Source organism: Rhodococcus sp. DMU1 (assembly GCF_012272955.1).
GTDB classification, from domain to species: domain Bacteria; phylum Actinomycetota; class Actinomycetes; order Mycobacteriales; family Mycobacteriaceae; genus Rhodococcus; species Rhodococcus aetherivorans.
The window spans coordinates 3,142,025-3,163,242 of the sequence record NZ_CP050952.1; the positions used below are offsets into that span (position 1 = coordinate 3,142,025).

The 21,218-nt window shown below is 70.4% G+C and carries 20 protein-coding genes, 1 pseudogene and 1 riboswitch; of the genes and pseudogenes, 8 read left to right on the forward strand and 13 right to left on the reverse strand.

Annotated elements, in window-relative coordinates; translation table 11 throughout:
* Positions 1–23: 23 nt before the first annotated feature.
* The 6 genes and pseudogenes from HFP48_RS14565 (at position 24) to HFP48_RS14590 (ending at position 8,402) form a co-directional block, all read left to right on the forward strand.
* A complete protein-coding gene (locus HFP48_RS14565; protein ID WP_168579688.1) occupies positions 24–1,442 on the forward strand; it encodes an FAD-binding oxidoreductase in 1,419 nt (472 codons plus the stop codon).
* 34 nt (positions 1,443–1,476) lie between these two features.
* Positions 1,477–2,877 carry an NAD(P)-binding protein gene (locus HFP48_RS14570; RefSeq protein WP_050035284.1) on the forward strand — a complete coding sequence of 467 codons (1,401 nt, stop codon included), beginning with the start codon at positions 1,477–1,479 and terminating at the stop codon, positions 2,875–2,877.
* A gap of 39 nt (positions 2,878–2,916) precedes the next feature.
* Positions 2,917–3,109: pseudogene (locus tag HFP48_RS31595) on the forward strand (3-methyladenine DNA glycosylase); the annotation flags it as partial.
* A 77-nt stretch (positions 3,110–3,186) separates the two neighbouring features.
* The gene (locus HFP48_RS14580; protein WP_168579689.1) at positions 3,187–5,379 is read left to right on the forward strand and encodes a malate synthase G; all 2,193 of its coding nucleotides are present in this window, start codon (positions 3,187–3,189) and stop codon (positions 5,377–5,379) included.
* 109 nt (positions 5,380–5,488) lie between these two features.
* On the forward strand, positions 5,489–7,243 hold the full coding sequence (locus HFP48_RS32095; protein ID WP_210432757.1) for a VWA domain-containing protein: 1,755 nt from the start codon (positions 5,489–5,491) through the stop codon (positions 7,241–7,243).
* A gap of 4 nt (positions 7,244–7,247) precedes the next feature.
* A complete protein-coding gene (locus tag HFP48_RS14590; RefSeq protein ID WP_168579690.1) occupies positions 7,248–8,402 on the forward strand; it encodes a metallophosphoesterase in 1,155 nt (384 codons plus the stop codon).
* Positions 8,403–8,553: 151 nt separating this feature from the next.
* On the opposite strand, the gene gcvP is transcribed toward HFP48_RS14590, so the two are convergent.
* From gcvP to HFP48_RS14645, 11 genes are all read right to left on the reverse strand, one after another.
* Positions 8,554–11,406 carry an aminomethyl-transferring glycine dehydrogenase gene (gcvP, locus tag HFP48_RS14595; RefSeq protein ID WP_168579691.1) on the reverse strand — a complete coding sequence of 951 codons (2,853 nt, stop codon included), beginning with the start codon at positions 11,404–11,406 and terminating at the stop codon, positions 8,554–8,556.
* A gap of 170 nt (positions 11,407–11,576) precedes the next feature.
* Positions 11,577–11,671: riboswitch (glycine riboswitch) on the reverse strand.
* 73 nt (positions 11,672–11,744) lie between these two features.
* The gene (locus HFP48_RS14600) at positions 11,745–12,371 is read right to left on the reverse strand and encodes a MerR family transcriptional regulator (protein WP_006936775.1); all 627 of its coding nucleotides are present in this window, start codon (positions 12,369–12,371) and stop codon (positions 11,745–11,747) included.
* 259 nt (positions 12,372–12,630) lie between these two features.
* Positions 12,631–13,104 (reverse strand): bifunctional nuclease family protein, encoded by a 474-nt coding sequence (locus HFP48_RS14605; protein ID WP_029543844.1) that lies wholly within the window; start codon positions 13,102–13,104, stop codon positions 12,631–12,633.
* A 113-nt stretch (positions 13,105–13,217) separates the two neighbouring features.
* Entirely contained in the window at positions 13,218–13,955 is a 738-nt protein-coding gene (locus HFP48_RS14610) for a MerR family transcriptional regulator (RefSeq protein WP_029543847.1), read from the reverse strand.
* Complete coding sequence (garA, locus tag HFP48_RS14615) at positions 13,955–14,422, reverse strand: glycogen accumulation regulator GarA (protein ID WP_006936772.1); 468 nt, start codon at positions 14,420–14,422, stop codon at positions 13,955–13,957. Before garA ends, HFP48_RS14610 begins: the two co-directional genes overlap by 1 nt.
* Positions 14,423–14,596: 174 nt before the next feature.
* Complete coding sequence (gene gcvH, locus HFP48_RS14620; RefSeq protein WP_050035287.1) at positions 14,597–15,001, reverse strand: glycine cleavage system protein GcvH; 405 nt, start codon at positions 14,999–15,001, stop codon at positions 14,597–14,599.
* A gap of 43 nt (positions 15,002–15,044) precedes the next feature.
* Positions 15,045–15,785 carry a DUF881 domain-containing protein gene (locus HFP48_RS14625; protein ID WP_044475986.1) on the reverse strand — a complete coding sequence of 247 codons (741 nt, stop codon included), beginning with the start codon at positions 15,783–15,785 and terminating at the stop codon, positions 15,045–15,047.
* A 4-nt stretch (positions 15,786–15,789) separates the two neighbouring features.
* The gene (locus HFP48_RS14630; RefSeq protein ID WP_029543853.1) at positions 15,790–16,146 is read right to left on the reverse strand and encodes a DUF1290 domain-containing protein; all 357 of its coding nucleotides are present in this window, start codon (positions 16,144–16,146) and stop codon (positions 15,790–15,792) included.
* 5 nt (positions 16,147–16,151) lie between these two features.
* Positions 16,152–17,018 (reverse strand): DUF881 domain-containing protein, encoded by an 867-nt coding sequence (locus HFP48_RS14635; protein WP_065922544.1) that lies wholly within the window; start codon positions 17,016–17,018, stop codon positions 16,152–16,154.
* Complete coding sequence (locus HFP48_RS14640; RefSeq protein ID WP_006936765.1) at positions 17,015–17,632, reverse strand: CDP-alcohol phosphatidyltransferase family protein; 618 nt, start codon at positions 17,630–17,632, stop codon at positions 17,015–17,017. The genes HFP48_RS14635 and HFP48_RS14640 overlap by 4 nt, the downstream gene beginning before the upstream one ends.
* Before the next feature lie 76 nt (positions 17,633–17,708).
* Positions 17,709–18,326 carry a CoA pyrophosphatase gene (locus HFP48_RS14645; RefSeq protein ID WP_006936763.1) on the reverse strand — a complete coding sequence of 206 codons (618 nt, stop codon included), beginning with the start codon at positions 18,324–18,326 and terminating at the stop codon, positions 17,709–17,711.
* Between the two features lie 131 nt (positions 18,327–18,457).
* On the opposite strand from HFP48_RS14645, the gene HFP48_RS14650 reads away from it, so the two are divergent.
* Both HFP48_RS14650 and HFP48_RS14655 read left to right on the forward strand, forming a co-directional pair.
* Positions 18,458–19,396: a MoxR family ATPase gene (locus HFP48_RS14650; protein WP_168579692.1), complete on the forward strand. Its 939-nt coding sequence runs from the start codon at positions 18,458–18,460 to the stop codon at positions 19,394–19,396.
* A 24-nt stretch (positions 19,397–19,420) separates the two neighbouring features.
* Positions 19,421–20,389 (forward strand): vWA domain-containing protein, encoded by a 969-nt coding sequence (locus HFP48_RS14655; protein ID WP_006936759.1) that lies wholly within the window; start codon positions 19,421–19,423, stop codon positions 20,387–20,389.
* 303 nt (positions 20,390–20,692) lie between these two features.
* Here HFP48_RS14655 and HFP48_RS14660 read toward each other — a convergent pair whose 3' ends face one another.
* Together HFP48_RS14660 and HFP48_RS14665 are read right to left on the reverse strand one after the other, a co-directional pair.
* Complete coding sequence (locus HFP48_RS14660; protein WP_168579693.1) at positions 20,693–20,848, reverse strand: hypothetical protein; 156 nt, start codon at positions 20,846–20,848, stop codon at positions 20,693–20,695.
* Positions 20,849–20,994: 146 nt separating this feature from the next.
* A complete protein-coding gene (locus tag HFP48_RS14665; protein WP_282597476.1) occupies positions 20,995–21,210 on the reverse strand; it encodes an SMP-30/gluconolactonase/LRE family protein in 216 nt (71 codons plus the stop codon).
* Positions 21,211–21,218: the final 8 nt, after the last annotated feature.

Consider the following 21,218-nt stretch of genomic DNA (forward strand, 5'->3'; position numbering starts at 1 on the left):
CGACCGACCCGAAAGGGACTCCCGTGACCACCATCTCGACCCGGTCGGCCGGCGCCGTGCCGTACGACGACCTGGCCGCGGCCCTGCGCGGCGACCTGATCACCCCCGGCGACACCCGCTACGACACGGCGCGTGCCGTCTACAACGGCATGATCGACAAACACCCCGCGGCGATCGCACGCTGCCGGGACGCCGCCGACGTCGTTTCCTGCGTCCGCTTCGGCCGCGCCCACGCCCTCACCCTGGCCGTGCGCGGCGGCGGGCACAACGCCGGCGGCCTCGGCGTGTGGGACGACGCGCTCGTCGTCGACCTGTCCCTCATGCGCAGTACCACGGTCGATCCGGCACACCACACCGTCCGCGTCGACGGCGGATGCACCTGGGGCGACGTCGACCACGCCACGGTCGCCTTCGGCATGGCCACCCCGTCCGGCTTCCTCTCGTCCACGGGTGTGGGCGGGCTGACCCTCGGTGGCGGCATCGGCTATCTCTCCCGGCGCTTCGGGCTGACCGTCGACAACCTTCTCTCCGCCGACGTGGTGCTCGCCGACGGCACGCTCGTGACGGCCGACGAGAGCTCGCACAGCGACCTGTTCTGGGCGCTGCGCGGCGGCGGCGGGAACTTCGGCGTCGTCACCTCCTTCACCTTCCGCTGCCACGACATCGGCGAAGCCGGCATGATCGTCGGCGGCCCGGTGCTCTACGACCTCGCCGACGCCGCCGACGTCATGCGCTGGTACCGGGAACTGCTGCCGGCGCTCCCGGAGGAACTCAGCGGCTGGATCGCGCTGCTCACCGTCCCACCCGCCGCCCCGTTCCCCGAGGACCTCTGGGGCCGCAGGTGCTGCGGCATCGTCTGGTGCTACACCGGACCGCACGCCAAGGCCGACGAGGTGCTCGAGCCCATCCGGACCTACGGCTCGCCGCTGCTGGTCGGCCTGCACGACATGCCGTTCACCGTGCTGCAGAGCGCATTCGACGCCCTCTACCCGCCCGGCCTGCAGTGGTACTGGCGGGCGGACTTCTTCGACGAGATCACCGACGCCGCGATCGACGTGCACTGCCGGTACGGGCAGCAGTTGCCGACCGGTCACTCCACCATGCACCTCTATCCCATCGACGGCGCCACCAGCCGCGTCCCCGAGGACGCGACCCCCTTCGCGTACCGGGGCGGCGGATGGGCGGGAGTCATCGTCGGCGTCGACCCCGACCCCGCCAACGCCGGCCTCATCACCCGGTGGGCCCGCGACTACTGGGAGGAACTGCACCCGACCTCCGCCGGCGGCGCCTACGTCAACTTCCTGATGAGCGAGGGACAGGACCGGGTCGAAGCCGCCTACCGCGGGAACTACGACCGGCTCACCCGGATCAAGCGGCGCTACGACCCGGACAACGTCTTCCACATCAACCAGAACATCCGGCCCGCCGCACCCGACCGGTAGCCCGGAACCGCACCTGCGCGGAGAGGAACGGGACATGCCCACCCACAGGCTGGAAACGGACTATCTGGTGATCGGCTGCGGCGCGGCCGGCATGGCGTTCGCGGACGCATTGATCACCGACTCCGACGCGGACGTCGTCATGGTGGACCGGCGGCACGCACCCGGCGGACACTGGCAGGAGGCCTACCCGTTCGTCCGGCTGCACCAGCCGTCCGCGTACTACGGCGTCAACTCACTGCCGCTCGGTACGGACACCATCGACGACGTCGGCCCGAACCGGGGCATGTACGAGCAGGCGGGCGCCCCCGAGATCTGCGCGTACTACGACCGCGTCATGCGCCGGCGTCTCCTGGCATCGGGATCCGTGCGGTACTTCCCGATGAGCGAGTACGTCGGCGGCCACCGCTTCGTCTCCCGGGTCGCCGCCGACCGGTACGAGGTGACGGTCCGGAAGGCGCTCGTCGACGCCACCTACCTCGAGCCGGCGGTCCCGGCCACGTTCGCCCCGCCGTTCGACGTCGCCCCCGCCGTCCGCTGTGTCCCCGTGAACGCGCTCGCGCGGGTCGCCGAGCCTGCCGAGCGGTACGTCGTCATCGGCGCCGGCAAGACAGCGATGGACGCATGCCTGTGGCTGCTGCAGATGGGGGTGCCACCGGACGCCGTCCGCTGGATCAAACCGCGCGAGGCCTGGCTGCGCAACCGCTGGTTCGCGCAGGGCGGCGAACTGGTCGGCAACCTGATCGACGGACTCGCCCGGCAGATGGAAGCCGCAGCGCAGGCGACGAGCACGGACGACCTGTTCGCCCGGCTCGAGGCGAGCGAACAGCTGCTGCGCGTCGACGAGCGAGTCACCCCCACCATGTACAAGGGCCCGACGGCGAGCACCGCCGAACTCGCCCAGCTCCGGCGCATCGACGACGTCGTCCGCCTCGGGCACGTCCGGCGCATCGCACGCGACGAGATCGTGCTCGACCACGGAACGATCGGTACCGGGCCCGACCACCTGCACGTGCACTGTGCCGCCCCGGGCCTGAACCCGGCCCCGGCCGTCCCGATCTTCGAGGAGGGCCGTATCACGCTGCAACCGATCCGGACCGGGCTCATCCCGTTCAACGCCGCCCTCGTCGGATTCGTGGAGGCCACCGGCCGGGACCTGGCCGAGAAGAACCGGCTCTGCCCACCGAACCGGCTACCGGACGTCCCCCTCGACTGGATCCGCGGAACGCTCGTCGAGACGAGCGCCGAGTACGCGTGGTCGAAGGAACCGGACATGGCGGACTGGCTCGAGCGTTCCCGCCTCAACACGTCCCGGGGGCTCCGGCACCGCGCCGACCGGCCCCTTGTCCGGGAAGCGACGAGGCGATTCGGCACCCACGTCCGCCCCGCCCTCGCCAACCTCACCGGACTGCTCGACGACGCCCGGCGGGCCGCGTGAGCGCCCGGCCGCCCGGCCCGCCCGGGCGGGCCGGGTTCGCGGGCCACCCCGTATGATCTGAGCGATTACGGCTACTCGCCGATCACGATCGAGACCGCTTCCGGGCGCGCACAGTACGCCCGCGAGCGGTCGGCGCTCACCATCGCGCCGCGGCCCTGGAGAGGAGCTGCTGAATCGATGTACCGCCCCGGCGGCGGGTCGAACCGACCTGCCCGAAACTACCGGCGGGTAACGTGAGTGCTGTTCGTCGTGCTGCCCGTCGGCACCGCCGACGCGAGCGCACAGGTCCCGGAAAGAGTGAGGCAGGTAATGACTGAACGCGTGCAAGTCGGTGGACTCCAGGTCGCCAAGGTGCTCTACGACTTCGTCGTCGACGAGGCGATCCCCGGCACCGGGGTGGACGCGGCCGAGTTCTGGGCCGGCGCCGACAAGGTGATCCACGACCTCGCCCCCCGCAACCGCGCCCTGCTCGCCGTGCGCGACGACCTCCAGGCGCAGATCGACACCTGGCACCGCGACCGCAAGGGCCAGCCGCACGACGCCGCTGCCTACAAGGCGTTCCTCCAGGACATCGGCTACCTCGTCCCCGAACCCGCCGACTTCCAGGTCACCACCGGCGGTGTCGACGCCGAGATCGCCACCACCGCCGGGCCGCAGCTCGTGGTGCCCGTCCTCAACGCCCGCTTCGCCCTCAATGCCTCCAACGCCCGCTGGGGCTCGCTGTACGACGCCCTCTACGGCACCGACGCCATCTCCGAAGAAGGCGGCGCCGAGAAGGGCACCGGCTACAACAAGGTCCGCGGCGACAAGGTCATCGCCTGGGCCCGCAACTTTCTCGACACCGCCGCCGCCCTCGCCACCGGATCGCACGCCGACTCCACCCGGTACTTCGTCGACGGGAAGGAGCTGAAGGTCGAACTCGGCGACGGCACCGTCACCAAACTCGCCCAGCCCGAGAAGTTCGTCGGCTACCTCGGCGAGAAGGACGCCCCGACGTCCGTGCTGCTGCGCAACCACGGTCTGCACGTGGAGATCCAGATCGACCCCGAATCCCCGATCGGCAAGACCGATGCCGCCGGTGTCAAGGACGTCGTCCTCGAATCGGCCATCACCACCATCATGGACTTCGAGGACTCCGTCGCCGCCGTCGACGCCGACGACAAGGTCATCGGCTACCGCAACTGGCTCGGCCTCAACCGCGGCGACCTCGCCGAGGAGATCTCCAAGGGCGGCAAGTCCTTCACCCGCGCCCTCAACGCCGACCGCGTCTACGTCGCCCCCGACGGCTCCGACCTCACCCTGCACGGCCGGTCCCTGCTGTTCGTCCGCAACGTCGGCCACCTCATGACCAACCCCGCCGTGCTCGACTCCGAGGGCAACGAGGTCCCCGAGGGCATCCTCGACGCGCTGATCACCAGCCTCGCCGCCGTGCACGGCCTGTCCGTCGGCGAGGACACCGGGCCGCTCGCCAACAGCCGCACCGGCTCGATCTACATCGTCAAGCCCAAGCAGCACGGCCCCGAGGAAGTCGCCTTCACCACCGAACTCTTCGGCCGGGTCGAAGAGGTGCTGGGCCTGCAGGCCAACACCCTCAAGGTCGGCATCATGGACGAGGAACGCCGCACCACCGTCAACCTGAAGGCCTGCATCAAGGAGGCCAGCGAGCGCGTCGTGTTCATCAACACCGGATTCCTCGACCGCACCGGCGACGAGATCCACACCTCCATGGAGGCCGGCGCCATGGTGCGCAAGGCCGAGATGAAGAAGCAGAAGTGGATCCTCGCCTACGAGGACTGGAACGTCGACACCGGCCTGGCCACCGGCCTGCAGGGCAAAGCCCAGATCGGCAAGGGCATGTGGGCCATGACCGACCTCATGGCCGACATGCTCGAACAGAAGATCGGCCAGCCCAAGGCCGGCGCCAACACCGCCTGGGTCCCCTCGCCCACCGGCGCCACCCTGCACGCCACCCACTACCACCAGGTCGACGTGTTCGCCGTGCAGGACGAACTGAAGGGCAAGCGCCGCGCCACCGTCGACGACATCCTCACCATCCCCCTCGCCCCCAGCACCGACTGGACCGACGAGCAGAAGCGCGAGGAGCTCGACAACAACTGCCAGTCGATCCTCGGCTACGTCGTGCGCTGGATCTCCCAGGGCGTCGGCTGCTCCAAGGTGCCCGACATCCACGACGTCGCGCTCATGGAGGACCGCGCCACCCTGCGCATCTCCAGCCAGCTGCTCGCCAACTGGATCCACCACGGCATCGTCACCGCCGACGACGTCGTCGCCGCCCTGCAGCGCATGGCCCCCGTCGTCGACCGGCAGAACGCGGGCGACTCCACCTACCTGCCGATGGCCCCCGACTTCGACGGCAGCATCGCCTTCCAGGCCGCCAAGGAACTGATCCTCGAAGGCACCACGCAGCCCAGCGGCTACACCGAGCCGATCCTGCACCGCCGCCGCCTCGAGTTCAAGGCCGCCCACGGCTGCCGAGCCTGAGCCACGGCCCACGGCCCCCGATCCACCGGATCGGGGGCCGTGGCGTCTCACCGACCGATCACTAGACTCCGGGAACGGCGGGGCAGGCACGACGACAGGCAGGAAACACGTGGGTCGACATCGCGGCACGGGCCGCGCCAGAGGCGTCAGCAAGGGCCCGATCATCGCCGTCGCCGTAGCACTCGCACTCGTCCTCGCCACCGTCGGCAGGTTCCGCCTGCGCGAACGCATCGACGAGCAGGCCACCGAAGCCGCGCAGACCTGCGTCGAAGGCGACGCGCTCCTCGACGTCGCCGCCGATCCCGCCGTCGCCCCCACACTGACCACCCTCGCCGCCCGGTGGGTCACCGACACCCGCCCCGTCGTCCGCGACCACTGCATCGACGTGCGCGTCACCCCCGTCGCCACCACCCCGGCCACGACCGCCCTCACCGCCGATCCCCGCTGGGACCCCACCCTCGGCCCCCCACCCGCACTCTGGGTCCCTTTCAGCAGCGACGCCACCGCGCGCGCGGCACAGGCCCTCGACGGCCAGACCCGCTCCCTCGCCACCTCCCCGGTCGTGCTGGCCGTCCCGGCCGAGCTCGAGCGCGCCCTCAGCACCGCCGGCACCGGATGGCGCCAGCTACCCTCCCTCCAGTCCGACGGCAGCACCCTCGCCGGCCTGGGCCTCGACGGCTGGGCCGGCCTCCGCCTGGCCCTGCCCACCGACACCGACGCCGACGCCACCACTCCCGCCCTCGAGGCCGTCGCCGCCGCAGCCACCGACGCCGGAACCGGTCCCCTGACCGCCGAACAGGCCGCCTCCCCCGCAGCCACCTCCGCCGTCGGTGCGCTCGCGCTCGGCGCCGACGCCCTCGGAGACGGCGCCGGACCGACCACCGCCGCAGCCCTGACCACCCTCGCCGACGGGCCCGGCGCCGACGGGGCGGTGCACGCCGTACCGATCACCGAGCAACAACTGCACACGGCGGTCGCCTCGGGTGGCGCCGCCGGCCTCGTCGAATTCGTTCCCGCCGGCCCCACCCCCACCGCCGACTTCCCCGCCGCCGTGGTCGACGCCCCGTGGGTCGACGAGACCCTCTCCCGCGCCGCCGCCGAACTCGCCGGCCACCTCCGCGAACCCGACGCGGCCCGCGTCCTCGCCGACGCCGGCTTCCGAGTCGACGGCCAGCCCGTCCCCCGCACCGACGCGGTTCCCTTCCCCCGCATCGAACAGACTCTGAACCGCGCCGCCCCAGCCGTAGCCGACATCCTCCTCGACCACCGGCGCGCGCCCGTCGCACCCCGCGCTACCACGATCCTCCTCGACACGTCCACGTCCATGGGAACCGTCGAGGGTGACGACACCCGTCTCGCCCACATCGCCACCGCCCTGGACCAGCACGTCTCCCGCTCGCCGGATGCCTCGACACTCGCCGTGTGGGTCTTCGCCCGCGACCTCGACGGCACGACTCCGTACCGCGCCACGGTGGCGCGCGGCACCCTCACCGCGGACCAGCGCACCGCGCTGACCGCCGCCCTGACCGGTGCCGACACCACCGACGGTTCCGCCGTCTACCGGTCCCTGGCCGCCGCCTACGTCGACGCCGTCCGCAACCACACCCCCGGCAGGCCCAACTCCGTCCTCCTGATCACGGACAGCGCCAACGACGACGACACCTCCCGCCAACGCATCCTCGACCTCGTCGCCGCCGCCGGCGACCCCGATCGACCCGTCCGGATCGACGTCGTGGCGGTCGGCGACGACACGAACCGCAACACCTTGCAAACACTCGCCGACCGCACCGGCGGTGCGCTCGTCCCCGTCGCCACGACCGACGGACCCGATCTCGCCGCCGCCATCCGAAAGCTGATGTCCTGACACCGTGATCCGCCTTCTCGTCGCGGGGACGTTCCTCGCCCTCGTCACCTTCTGGCTCCACCGCCGTCTCGTCCGAGCCCCCGGCCTGCGCGGCCGCTCGGCAATCGCTGCGAACACCGCGCTCGGCGTCCTCCTCGTCGTCGCTCTGATCGGCGCGCAGAGCGGCACGTCGCTCGACCCGCGCTGGGCCCGCCCGTTCGGATTCCTCGGCTGGACCTGGCTCGGCGTCGTGCTGTACCTGGTCCTCGGCACGCTCCTGATCGGGATCGTGTGCCTCGCGGCGCGAGCGGTACGCCGTTTCCGGCGCGGCGACGCCCACCCCCCGGATCCCTCCAGGCGGCGCGCCCTGCAGATCGCGACGGGCACGCTGACCGTCGCCGCGGTCGCCGCGGTCGGCTACGGCACGGTCGAGGCCGCTCGGCCCCGGGTCGTGCACACCCGGATCCCGTTGCGCCGGCTTCCGGCCGGATTCGACGGGATGCGGGTCGCCCTCGTCACCGACCTGCACGTCGGCCCGTCCCGCGGCCGCGAATTCACCCGTCGCGCGGTGGACCTCGTCAACGCGCAGCAGCCGGACCTGATCGTTCTCGGCGGGGACCTCACCGACGGCACGATCGCGTTCGTCGGGCAGGATCTCGCTCCCCTCGCCGACCTGCGGGCTCCCCTCGGGGTCTACGGAGTCAGCGGCAACCACGAGTACTACGCCGACGACGCGCTGTCCTGGCTCGATTTCTGGGAAACCCTCGGCGTACGCACCCTCCGCAACGAACGAGTCGCCCTGGAGCGCGGCGGCGATGTCATCGATCTCGCGGGCATTCACGATTACTCGGCACCGGCCCCGAACGAAGCGGATCTCACCGCAGCGTTGCAGGGCCGCGATCCCGAGCGCTTCGTCCTCTTGGCCGCCCATCAGCCCCGGCAGGTGTTCGAGGCCCGCGACCACGGCGTCGACCTGCAATTGTCCGGCCACACGCACGGCGGACAGATGTGGCCGCTCGGATACGTCGTGCCTCTGCAACAGCCGACGGTGACGGGACTCGACCGGTTCGGCGACACTCTCGTGTACACCTCCCGCGGTACCGGCGCCTGGGGTCCGCCGGTACGGATTGCCACCCCTCCGGAAGTGGCAATCCTGGAACTGAAGACCTTCCCGGGCTGAGCTTTTTGTCTGGGGTGTTTTTCTGCGGTTGTCTCGCGGTTGAGGTGACGTGGGGTGTTGTTCGGTTAATTATAAAGTTCCGTTAGGCTCGGAATACTGTCCGTAGTCTTTCGGGGGCTGGGCTACCGACACCCAGCCCCCGAAAATGCGCTCAGCTGCTGTAGGCCTCCAACGGCGGGCACGAGCACACGAGGTTCCGATCCCCGTACGCCCCGTCGATGCGGCGCACCGCGGGCCACACCTTCGCGCGGCTCTGCCCCAGCGGATACACCGCGATCTCACGGCTGTAGGGGTGGGTCCACTCCCCGACCAGGCACTGGGCGGTGTGCGGTGCGCCGCGCAGTGGGTTGTCGTCCACCGGCCACTCCCCTGCCCCGACGCGATCGATCTCGCCGCGGATGGCGATCATCGCGTCGATGAACGCGTCGAGTTCGGAGAGATCCTCGCTCTCGGTGGGTTCGACCATCAGGGTGCCCGCGACGGGGAAGCTCATGGTCGGCGCGTGGAAGCCGTAGTCCGCCAGGCGCTTGGCCACGTCGTCGACCGTGACCCCCGTATCCTTCGTCAGGGGGCGCAGATCGAGGATGCACTCGTGCGCCACCATGCCGTTCTCGCCCGTGTACAGGACGGGAAAGTACTCGTCGAGCCGGCGCGCGATGTAGTTCGCCGACGCGATCGCCGTCAGCGACGCCCGCCGCAGGCCTTGGGCCCCCATCAGCTTGATGTACGCCCACGTGATCGGGAGGATGGAGGCCGATCCGAACGGCGCCGCCGACACCGGCCCACCGCCCCCGAGACCCGGTTCGGCCGGGTGGCCGGGCAGGAACGGCACCAGGTGCGCGCGCACGCCGATCGGCCCCACGCCGGGGCCGCCACCACCGTGCGGGATGCAGAAGGTCTTGTGCAGGTTCAGATGACTCACGTCGCCTCCGAACTTGCCGGGACGCGCCAGACCGACGAGGGCGTTCAGGTTGGCGCCGTCGATGTACACCTGCCCGCCGGCGTCGTGCACGGCACCGCAGATGTCGGCGATCTCGTGTTCGTAGACCCCGTGGGTCGACGGGTACGTGATCATGATCGCGGCGAGACGTTCGGCGTGGTCGGAAATTTTCGCACGCAGATCGTCGAGGTCGACGTCACCGTTGGACCGGCACGCCACGACCTCGACGCGCATGCCGGCCATGACCGCGGAGGCGGCGTTGGTGCCGTGTGCACTCGACGGGATCAGGCAGGTGTCCCGATGCTCGTCACCCCGGCTCAGGTGGTAGTGGCGGATGGCGAGCAGCCCGGCGTACTCGCCCTGGCTACCCGCGTTCGGCTGCAGACTCACCGCGTCGTACCCGGTCACCGCGGCCAGCCACCCTTCCAGGTCGCCGATGAGCCGGCGGATGCCCGCGGTCTGCTCTGCAGGGGCGAAAGGATGCAGCGCCGAGAACTCGGGCCAGGTGATCGCCTCCATCTCGGTGGCGGCATTGAGCTTCATCGTGCACGAACCCAGCGGGATCATGGTGCGGTCGAGCGCAAGGTCCATGTCCGACAGGCGGCGCAGGTACCGCATCATCGCGGTCTCGGTGCGGTACCGGGTGAACGCCTCGTGCTGCAGGTACGCGCTCGTGCGCGCGAGCTGCCGCGGCACGGCGGGTGTGGCTGCGGCCGAGGTGTCCTCCGCCCCGAACGCGGCCAGGACCGCGGCGACGTCCGCGTCCCGGGTCGCTTCGTCGCACGAGATCCCCACTTGGTCCCCGTCGACGCGACGAACGTTGATGCCGGCCTCGAGAGCCGCCGCGACGACCGCGTCGGCGCGGCCGGGAACGCGGGTCAGCACGGTGTCGAAGAAGCTGTCGTGCACCACGTCGATACCGGCCGCCTTCAGCGACGCCGCGAGACGGGCGGCCTGGCCGGCCACGCGGGTCGCGATCCCGGCCAGGCCCTCGGCCCCGTGGTACGACGCGTACATGGCAGCGAGCACCGCGAGGAGAACCTGTGCGGTGCAGATGTTGCTGGTCGCCTTCTCGCGCCGGATGTGCTGCTCACGCGTCTGCAACGCCAGCCGATAGGCCGGTGCGCCGTCCGCGTCGACCGACACACCGACGAGCCGGCCCGGAAGGTTGCGGGCATGGGCGGCGTGCACGGCGAGATAGCCGGCGTGCGGCCCGCCGAACCCCATCGGCACGCCGAAGCGCTGGGTGGTGCCGAAGCACGCGTCCGCGCCCTGTTCCCCGGGCGGGGTGAGCAGAGTGAGCGCCAGCAGGTCCGCGCCCACCGCGACGAGCGCCCCACGCTCGTGCGCCGCCTCGACGAGGGGGCCCGCGTCGAACACCCGGCCGGAGGCACCCGGGATCTGCAGGACGACGCCGAAGAACTCTCCCTCGGGCAGGCCGTCGTCGACGAGGTTCGCGGTGACGATCTCGATCCCCAACGGTTCTGCCCGGGTCGCCAGGACCGCGGCGGTCTGGGCGAACAGGTCGGCGTCCACGACGACCCGCGCACTCCTGGACTTGCGGTTGGCGCGCTTGAGCAGCGTCATCGCCTCCGCGGCGGCGGTCGCCTCGTCCAGCATCGACGAGTTGGCGACCTCCATACCGGTCAGGTCCGAGACCATGGTCTGAAAGTTGAGGAGCGCTTCGAGGCGCCCCTGGCTGATCTCCGGCTGGTACGGGGTGTATGCGGTGTACCAGGCGGGATTCTCGATGATGTTGCGCAGCAGTACCGGCGGGGTCAGCGTGCCGTAGTACCCCTGGCCGATCATCGATGTCGCGACGGTGTTCCGGCCCGCGAGTTCCTGCAGCGCCGTCAGTACCTCGTGTTCCGACATCGGCGCGTCGAGCGACTCGAGTCCGTCCGCGACTCCGTCGGCCCGGGCGTCGAGGATGCCGGCGGGCACCGCCTTGACGGCCAGCTCGTCGAGGGATTCGACGCCGATGACGTCGAGAATGCGGCGCAGTCCCGCCGCGTCGGGGCCGACGTGGCGGTCGGCGAAGGTGTACGTAGCGGCGTCGGTCATCGCGACTCCCTGAGGTCGGAGGTCCGCATCCGCGCAGGGGGTCGCACGGTGCGTGTCCTCCCCCTCTGTCGCGAGCTCGCCGGGGCGAGCGCCTGAGAGATTCGGTACCGGAGCGAGCCGGCCCTTTCCCCGTGGGCGGGTGGGTGCTCCCACCGCTTTCCAGAGACGTCGGTGCCCGCACGGTCCTCGATGCCTGAGAGATTGACGGGGAGGTGCTGCTCCTTCGGCGTCCGGAACAGGTCCGGAACTCTCCCGCACGGCGGCGACGTATCACCGATTCTAGGGCACGGGGACACCCGGGCAGCACCGAGGCCGCAGGTGTTTCGTGTGACGAGCGTCTAGCCGATCCGCCGATTGACACGTTCGCGACGGCGGGAGGCCAGTTCGTCCTCGGGACGCTGCTCGATGTCGCCGCCGTCCGCCCGCTCGGCCGGGAAGTCGGCGATGCTGCCCGTCAACTCCCGCATCGCGCCGCTCACCGCGATCCCGAACACGCCCTGTCCGCCCTGCAGTAAATCGACCACCTCTTCCGGTGAGGTGCACTCGTACACGGTGGTGCCGTCGGAGAACAGGGTGATCTTCGCCAGGTCCCGCACTCCGCGTTCCCGGAGGTGGTCGACCGCTACCCTGATGTTCTGCAGGGAGATGCCCGTGTCCAGCAGACGCTTGACGATCTTCAGGACCAGGATGTCCTTGAACGAGTAGAGCCGTTGGCTGCCCGAACCCGCCGCGCCCCGGATGGACGGAACGACCAGATTCGTCCGCGCCCAGTAGTCGAGCTGACGGTAGGTGATGCCGGCGATCTGGCAGGCGATCGGCACGCGGTAGCCGACGAGCTCGTCAGGCACCGAATCGTCCGGGAACAGACCCGGCTGCATCTCGTCGGCGTCGAGAGATGCCCGTGACGGGGCCTCGCGGTCGACGGCGTCGAAGCTGAGCTGCTGTCCCTGCGGCCGATCTCCCACTGTTGTGACTCCCTCTCGCGTGCACAGGCGTGCCCCGGAACGAACGACGGGCGGATCCCCCACCCCATCCGATCGTCGAGCGCCCGCTTGACCCACCGAGTCGATCCGTAGCGATTCACTCAGCGTACGCCCCGTGCTAAAAGTTGGGCAGCAACACGCCGACCGGACAACGATCTTCCGGTCCTGTACCACTCGTCGCAGAGCGCGCCCCGGCCACCGTGACCGGGAGTCGCGACAGAACCTCGGCGATGGTCGACGATCAGCCGTCCGTCGCCTTGAAGTCGTCGGGGGACACGGATTCGAGAAACTCCTTGAACTTCTCGACCTCGTCCTCCCGCTCATCCGGCATGACGAGGCCCGCTTCCACCAGCACCGGCTCCTCCACGAAGACCGGCGCGCCGATGCGCAAGGCTACAGCGACCGCATCGGAAGGACGGGACGACACGCGCAGACCACCGTCGAAGACGAGATCGGCGTAGAACGTCCCCTCTTTGAGATCCACGATCCGGACCTCCTGGAGGGTGCGGCCGAACGCATCGACCAGATTCTTGATCAAGTCGTGCGTCAGAGGCCGGACCGGCTCGACACCCTGCTGTTCCAGCGCTATCGCCGTGGCCTCCATCTGGCCGATCCAGATCGGCAGATACCGATCACCGTCGACCTCGCGCAGCAGAAGGACAGGCTGATTCTGCGGTTGCTCGACCCGAATCCCCACTACTCGCATCTCGCTCATCGAGCCGCCTCCCATCCCTGCTGTGCGTCGGTGGCGAACCGTCCGCCGATATCCCCCTGAATTCTAGTGCCAACGAGCCGCCGTCGTCAGAGTCGTTGCCACCGCTGCCACACTCACCGATCGAGAGCGCCCCGAACGGCCGCCTTGACGAGGCACGTGTGCATCGTCAACGACAACGCCGCCAATTCCCGCACCATTTCCTCGGCCCGGGCGCGCGCCCCGACGTCCCGGCCCTTCGCGACCGGACCGGCGATCTGCGCCACCAGGCCCGCCTCCCGGTCGGCCGCGAGCTTGAAGGCACGCAGGTGCCGGACCTCGAGGCCGAACTCGGACATGGCCTTGGCGGTGCGAGCCAGCAGCACCGCATCCTCGTCGAAGAAGCCGGCCGCGCCGGGCACGATGAGCCCGGCGCGGATCAGCTCCGTGAGGAAGGACGATTCGATGCCCGCCTGCCGGCACAGGTCCTCCCGGCCGACCCGCACCTCCCGGTCCGTGCGCAGATCCTCCGGCGACACCTCGCCCGGCGCCACCGCCAGGGGCCGGGGCCGCTTCGGGCGGCTCTCCACCGAGCCCACCGTCGCGACACCACGGTCGATCGCCTCGAGCTGTTCCTTGATCACCTTCAGCGGCAGGTACTGGTCCCGCTGCGCGGTCAGCACGTACCGCAGGCGCTCGCAGTCCGCGATCGAGAAACGTCGATAACCCGACGGGGTGCGTTCCGGACTGATCAGTCCCTCGGATTCGAGGAAGCGGATCTTCGAGATCGTCACGTCCGGAAACTCGGGACGGAGCCGATCGAGCACGGACCCGATCGACATTCCCCCCGGTGACGGCTGGCGGGCAGCGGTCATCAGCTACCCGTGCCCTGCGAACCCCGCGGGCCGGTGAGGAACACCAGCCGGAACTTTCCGATCTGCACCTCGTCGCCGTTCGCGAGAACCGCCGAGTCCACCGGCTCGCGGTTGACGTAGGTGCCGTTCAGGCTTCCCACATCGACGACCTGGAACTCGCCCTCGTCCTGACGGAACTCGGCGTGCCGGCGGCTCACCGTCACGTCGTCGAGGAAGATGTCGCTGTCCGGGTGACGCCCGGCCGACGTCGTCGGCTGATCGAGCAGGAAACGCGACCCGGCGTTCGGGCCGCGCTTGACGACGAGCAGCGCCGATCCTGTGGGAAGCCCCTCGACCCCCGAGACGGGGGCCTCGGTCGTCCCCGTGCCCGCGCCGGTGGTATCGAGTTCGTTCAGGAAGTCGGCACGAAACACCGAAGTGGTTTCCGCAGGGGTTTCCTCGTAGCCCGCGTTGCCGTTCTCGCTCACCGTATCTCCTTATCCGTTCGACCCTTCGGGATCGCTCCCCCTGGGCCGCAGTTTCGTTCAGCCACGATCACTTCCGGTACGGACCCGCGCCCCGACCCGGCACACGCCTACCGTTGACCGTACCCTGCGCAACGTCCTTCGTGCAGGCAGACGCGGTCCCGGCCGGACGCGGCGTCAGTTCTGCGTGATCGCGCGGTACCCGTCCGCGTCGAGCGTGCTCGCCAGAGCGGCGTCGAGCTCGTCCTTGCTGCCGACCTCGAGGTCCACCAACCAGCCGGCCTCGTACGGGTCGCTGTTGACGAGCTCGGGATTGGCATCCAGATCCGGGTTCACCCCAACGACTTTCGCCGTGAGCGGCGCGTACACGTCGGAAACGCTCTTGGTCGACTCCACCTCGCCGAACGAGTCGCCCGCGGTGATCTCCGCTCCCGTCTCCGGCAATTGCACGAAGACGACGTCGCCGAGCTGTGACTGGGCGTAGTCCGTGATGCCGACGCGCGCAGTCGCGTCACCGGTTCGGCGAACCCACTCGTGCTCCGCCGTGTAACGCAGATCGGCGGGTGTTCGGAACTCACTCACGACAGGTCCTTTCGGGCAGCGACATTCGCGTGGAACGCCGGGTTCAATTACCGGGCTGAGAGTATTGTCGCGGCTCGATCTCCCGCAAGGCGGGTACCTCGACCTGCGGCGACTGTTCGATCTGTACCGACCCGCCCGCGCGCGCCACCGTGTCGACCACGCCGCCGGGGATGTTCAGAGCCGCCGCCAGCGTGGGCGCGTCCCCGATCGCGGCGACGGCGTAGGGCGCTGCGATCGATCGATCGTCGACGACCAGCGCACCGGCGGTGCCGCCCACCCAGGAGTCCACGCCGATACGGACGGCGGGGCCGCCGGTTCCGGCGACCTGGACGGCCTCCGCCCCCGCGGCGCGCAGCTCCTGGATCGTGTCGAGGAGGACTTCCGGTCCCACGCCGCGCCGAGGGTCGGCAATGGTCAAGATCACTCCCGGACCGGCCGCCGGGGCGGTACCCACCTGGATCTCCAGGGCCGAGAGGCGCTGCTGCGCCTCCGCGAGTGCGGCTTCGGAGCCGTTCCGTTCCAGGCTGGCCAGCGTCTGTTCCAGTGTGGTGATCTCCTGCCGCAGCTCCGCTTCGCGGCGGTTGAGGTTGTCGAGCACCACCAGCAGGTCGGCCGGCCGAGCGGAGTCGAGCGCGTCGCCCGAACCGGTGTTCCTGACCTGCGTGGCGATTCCCACGCCCAGCACCACCATGAGCAGCGCCGCCAGGGCGGAGAAGACGATCCGCGAGCGGCGCGCCGCGCCGCTCTCGGCCGGTTCGTGCCATTCGTGCTTGCCCTCATGCATCCGGCTACGCCCCGAACAGTCTGCGTCGCAGCGCGGATGCATTGCCGAAGATCCGGATACCGAGGACCACGACGACCGCGGTGGAGAGCTGGGTGCCCACCCCGAGCTGGTCGCCGAGCCAGACGATCAGTGCGGCGACGAGCACGTTGAAGGTGAAGGAGACGACGAACACCTTGGCGTCGAAGATCTCGTCCAGATAGGCGCGTAGTCCCCCGAAGACCGCGTCGAGCGCGGCGACCACCGCGATGGGCAGGTAGGGCTGGACCACGTCGGGAACCTGGGGGCTGAAGATCACACCCACGGCGATGCCCACGCCGAGGGCCAGCACCGCATAGAGGGCGTATCCGCGCTTGGTCGCCACAGTCTTCACCGCTCTCCCGTTTCCCGTGCCGATGCGACGTCGCGTACCGAGGCGCCCGGCAACGCGAGGTCCGTCGCCTCCGTGATGGTGAAACCTACCCCGTACAGCTGTTGCACCCCCGACATACGCAGGTAGGCGTCGCTGACGACGAAGCCGGTCTGCAGTTCGGCCGGTGACCCGACGGCGGCGACCGTGTAGGGCGAGAAGACCGGCTGGTTGTCCACGAGCATCGCTCCCCCGGCCTGCCGGACGGTGACACCGGGACCGACCCGTACCCCGTTGATCGCGACGGCCTCGGCCCCGCCGGCCCAGAGGGCGTTGACGACCGACTGCAGGTCGCGGTCGAGGATCACCGAGGTGCTGCGGGCGCGGTCCTTCTCCGCGGAGTCCGTCAGGTCGGGACGCGAGGTCGGATCGGCGAGGGTGACTGTGATGCCGGGGCCGCGCACGGGAGCCGCGGCGGCGGCCTCCTCGGCTCGGGCGAGCCGGTCGAGCACCGCCGCACCCTGTTCGTCGTCGGCGAGCACCTCGATGCGGCGCTGTTCCACCTGGGTGGCCACGTCGTCGCGGGTGGCCGCGAGTACGTCGTTGCGGTCCTCGGCGGTGCGGACGGTGGCGAGGATCTCGTTGCGTGCCTGGTCGGTACCGGATTCCCGCTCGATGTTCTGGGCGTAGGCCACTCCGAGGACGAGTCCGGCGAGCAGGCCACCGAGGACCAGCCAGAGCCCGATGCCGACCCGGGTGGGCCGGGCGTGGCCGGCGGCGCGGTCGTGCGCCGCGGCCGCGTAGCCGGGGTCGAGGTGGTCCTCGAGAAGCGCCTTGAGCAGCGACGGCACGGGGTTGCGGCGGATCTGCTCCCAGTTGCGGCTCATTCGGTGGCAGGCCCTCCCGGGGTGGGTACCGCACGGGCCGTCCGCACCGCCTGCGACAGGTAGAGCACGCCCGTCCACACGTAGAGGGCAGTACCCCAGAGGAGGGCGGCCCACCCCGCGGGCGCGAGGACGCCGGCCGCGGCGGGAAGCGCTTCCGCGGCCAGCAGGAGCGGCAACGCGAACATCAGCAGGAAGGTGGCGCCCTTACCCAGGTACAGCACCTCCGGGGGCGGCAGGCCACGGCGACGGTAGACGGCCAGGGTCGGAGCGAGGACCAGCTCCCGGCCGATCAGAACCACGGCGATCCACCACGGCACTATGCCGCGGGCCACCAGGGCGAGGAGGGTGGTGACGACGTAGAGGCGGTCGACGAGCGGATCCAGCACCGCGCCGAGCCGCGAGGCCTGGTCGAGCAGCCGCGCGAGTTTGCCGTCGGCCCAGTCGGTGATTCCGCTGAGCATGAGGACCGCAAGCGCCCATCCGTCGGCGTGCCGGACGAGGACCAGATAGAGGAAGATCGGGATGCCGACCAGGCGGACGACGCTCAACACGTTGGGGACGGTGACGATGCGGTCGGATCGAGCCGGCGCACCGGCCGTCGTCGCGTCGTTCATCGTCCGTCCTGTCGTTCGGGTGGGGTCGGTTCCGACAGCCTTGCACACGCCTCGTCGCCGCCGGCCGGCCGACTCGTCACCTCCACGCGAACACGGGCTGTTCCAGGTCGTCGATGCGGGTGCTGCGACGGTGGAGCACGACTTCCCGGAACTGGTACACCACCGCCGCGGTGGGGGCGTGGACGAGATGTCCCCGGAACGGCCACTGGATCACCGGCTTGTCCGATTCCGGTATGGCGACGAACCGGGGTTCGCTGTCGAGCTCGGATGCGGTGACGGCATAGAGTGCGGCCACCTCGTCGGGGTTGGGCACGAGATCGTCGATCGCGGCATCCGCCCAGACGACGTACGGGGAGATGACGTAACCCGAGCGGGTGATGTAGTCGTCGAGGCGGCCGAGAATGCCGCCGGGGTCGGTGCGCAGGCCGAGTTCCTCGTGCAGCTCGCGCAGCGCGGCCACCTCGGGTGTCTCCCCGTCGTCGAGACGTCCGCCCGGCAGGGCGAACTGGCCGGGGTGCGCTCGCAGACGGGTCGGGCGGCGGGTGAGCGGCACGACAGGGTTGCCGTGCCCGTCGTCGAGTACGGCGACGACCACCGCCGCGTGGCGCCGGCCTTCCAGCGGCAGGGAGCGGGGTTCGAACGCGGCGAGCGCCGACCCGATCTCGGTCGGGTCCAAGGGGTTCGGGACGGTCATTGCGTCGACATTAGGGGGTGGGGACTGCGATTCTGCGCATGGCTCGCCGAATCGGTCCGCCCCGTGGGTCCACCCGGTGCATAGTTGTCCGAGGAAACGAACGGATCCCAGGGGTACACGAGGACGTGAGCATGCAGCGCACCACCCGACCGATGGCCGAGGTCCGCCGGGGAGTCGCGGACCGGGTGGTGGGCCGGGCCCGGGAAACCGACCTCCTGCTCGCTGCCATCGGCGCGGGGCGCGACGTGCTGCTCGAGGGGCCACCGGGCACCAGCAAGTCCACCCTGCTCGGCGCCATCACCGCCGAGCTCGGCAGTCCGCTGATGTTCGTCGAGGGGAACGCCGATCTCACGCCGGCGCGCCTGGTCGGCTATCACGATCCGGCACGGGTGCTGTCGGAGGGCTACCACGAGGACAACTTCGTGCCCGGCCCGCTGGTGGCGGCGATGCGGGCCGGCGGGGTGCTCTACCTCGAAGAGTTCAACCGCTCGCCCGAGGACACACTGAACAGCCTGCTGACCGCGATGGCGGAGCGGCGGATCACGGTGCCGCGGGTGGGCACGGTCGAGGCCGATCCGGCGTTCCGCGTGGTGGCCTCGATGAACCCGTTCGACAACATCGGCACCGTCCGGTTGTCGATGAGCGTGCACGACCGGTTCTGCCGGCTGGCGGTGGACTATCAGGACACGCAGGCCGAACGTGAGATCGTCGTCCGGCGCACCGGGTGCGGGTCGGCGCGGCTCGTCGCCGACGCGGTAGCCCTCACCCGCGCCACGCGCGGGCACCCCGACCTGCGCGGCGGGTCCAGCGTCCGCGGCGCGATCGACCTGACGCTCGTCGCGATGCAGCTGATCGACATGCGGGACGTGCGCGGCGAGCTGCCGGACGCGGCCGACCCGCCGCGCGATCTGCCGCCGGACTACACCGGCGCCGTGCTCGACGCCCTGCTGGTGGCTTTGTCCGGGCGGATCGCGGTGGACGAGGTCGCCGAGACCACACCCGAGGCGGTGTTGCGGGAGATCTGGCAGGACCACTTCCTCCTTCGCCCCAGCTCCGCGGCCCCCGGTTGAAGAGCCGTCCCCGCGGACGGCCCCGTGCACCGGCGCGCCCAGCGTCACTCCACCGGTCGGGGAAAGCCTTTCCGGCGCAAGCCGAAGCAGCTGTCGACGGCCCCGACGCTGTACGAGAACCGAGGCAGCGGCCAGGGTTTGGCGATGGTCGGCGGTCCGCATCGTCAGGGGCGCAGCCCCGGAACGGGTCCCGGTGCGGGTCCCGGGATGACCGACGAGCCGGCCGAGGTGCTGACACTGGGCGAACTCGATGCGTCGGGCCCTGCCGGCGACGCCGAGGTCCGACGCCGGGCCCGCGAGATCGCTGCGCGCCTGTCCGTGCCGCGCCCGCGGCACCGTCGCCTGCCTCGGCGGGGCGTCGGCAGACTGCGAACCCTGCCGTATCAGGACGGCGCCGAGGAACTCGATCTCGACCGCACCGTCGAAGTGCTCGCGGAGGACCCGCTCGCGCGGTCGACCGATCTGGTGATGCGGGACCGGATCCGCGACCGCCGGAAGGTGGTGCTGGTCGTCGACATCTCCGGGTCGATGCGCGGCGAACGCATCCGCACCGCCGCGGCCGCGGTGGGTGCCGTGGCCGGCGAGCTCGGCCACGACGATCTGGCGGTGGTGGCGTTCTGGTCCGAAGCCGCCGTGCTCAGCGCTCTCGGTGAGCCGGTCTCCCCGGCTCGGCTCGTGGACCTGCTGCTCCGGATCCCGAGCAAGGGTCTGACGAACGTCGGCTTCGCGCTCGAGGTGGCGGCGCGTCAGCTCCGGGACGTACCCGCCGACGAGGGACGGGTGCTGTTGCTGTCCGATTGTGTGCACAATGCCGGGCCCGATCCGCGGACCGCCGCCTCCCGGCTCCCTCGGCTCGACGTGCTCGCCGACATCTCCGGCGAACACGATCTGCTCACCGCCCGCGATCTCGCTCATGCCGGCCGTGGGCTGGCCCTGCCGATCCGGGGCCACCGCGACGTCGCTGCGGCCATCTCCCGCGCGTTCGGCGCCTGACTGTGCGCGGTTTCTCTTTGGGGGGTTTTGGTGAGAAGCGTGGAGTCGTGATGAATTTCGGAAAATATTTCTGTTCCGTACTGGTCGGATTATGCAAGCCGGACTTGGGTGCGCCGAGCGGTCTTCTTCTTGAAATTATTGTGTTCCGTTTGCTTCGAATTCGGATGCGGCGGTGTCAGCGGGGCCCGCGCCCCTCCCCTCTCGCGCCCGAGGGGGCACCGCTCGGAACGGGCGGGAGAACCGCGCCGTCGTGGCTCGCTCATCGCGCCCGGTCCACGTCCACGCACAGGATCGCCGAGTCGCTCAGGGGCTTCCCAGGTACAACCGCCCGGCATGCTCGACGACGCCCGTCACCTCGCCGAAGGGCACATCCCGGCACCCGAAGTCGTGCAGCAGCCGGCCGTCCTCCCCCAACCCCAGCACCCAGGTCGTGCGAGCGGGACGAGCCAGTCGCGCCACCGGCAGCCGCCACAACGCCCGGCGTACCACGGGTCAGCTGCCTCCGAGCCGGTCGAGGACACCATTGCGGGGCGCAACCATCGCCACCCACAGCCGGCCGCCGCGCGCCCGGGAGACGTTGTCCGGCATTCCCGGAAGGTTCGTCATCAGCGACCGCGGGGCGTGGGGGCACGGACCGGCAGTCCGGTCAGGCAGTAACCGCCGGTTTCGGCGAACAGGACAGTGGATTCGTCCCCCGTGAGAGTGATGCCATTCGGGAAGTGGAGCCGGTCGAGTACGACAGGGACCGAACCGTCCGGGTCACGGCGCAGCAGCCGGCCGCTGCCGCGGCGCTCGGGCAGGGCGCCCACGTAGTGGTCCAGACCGTGGC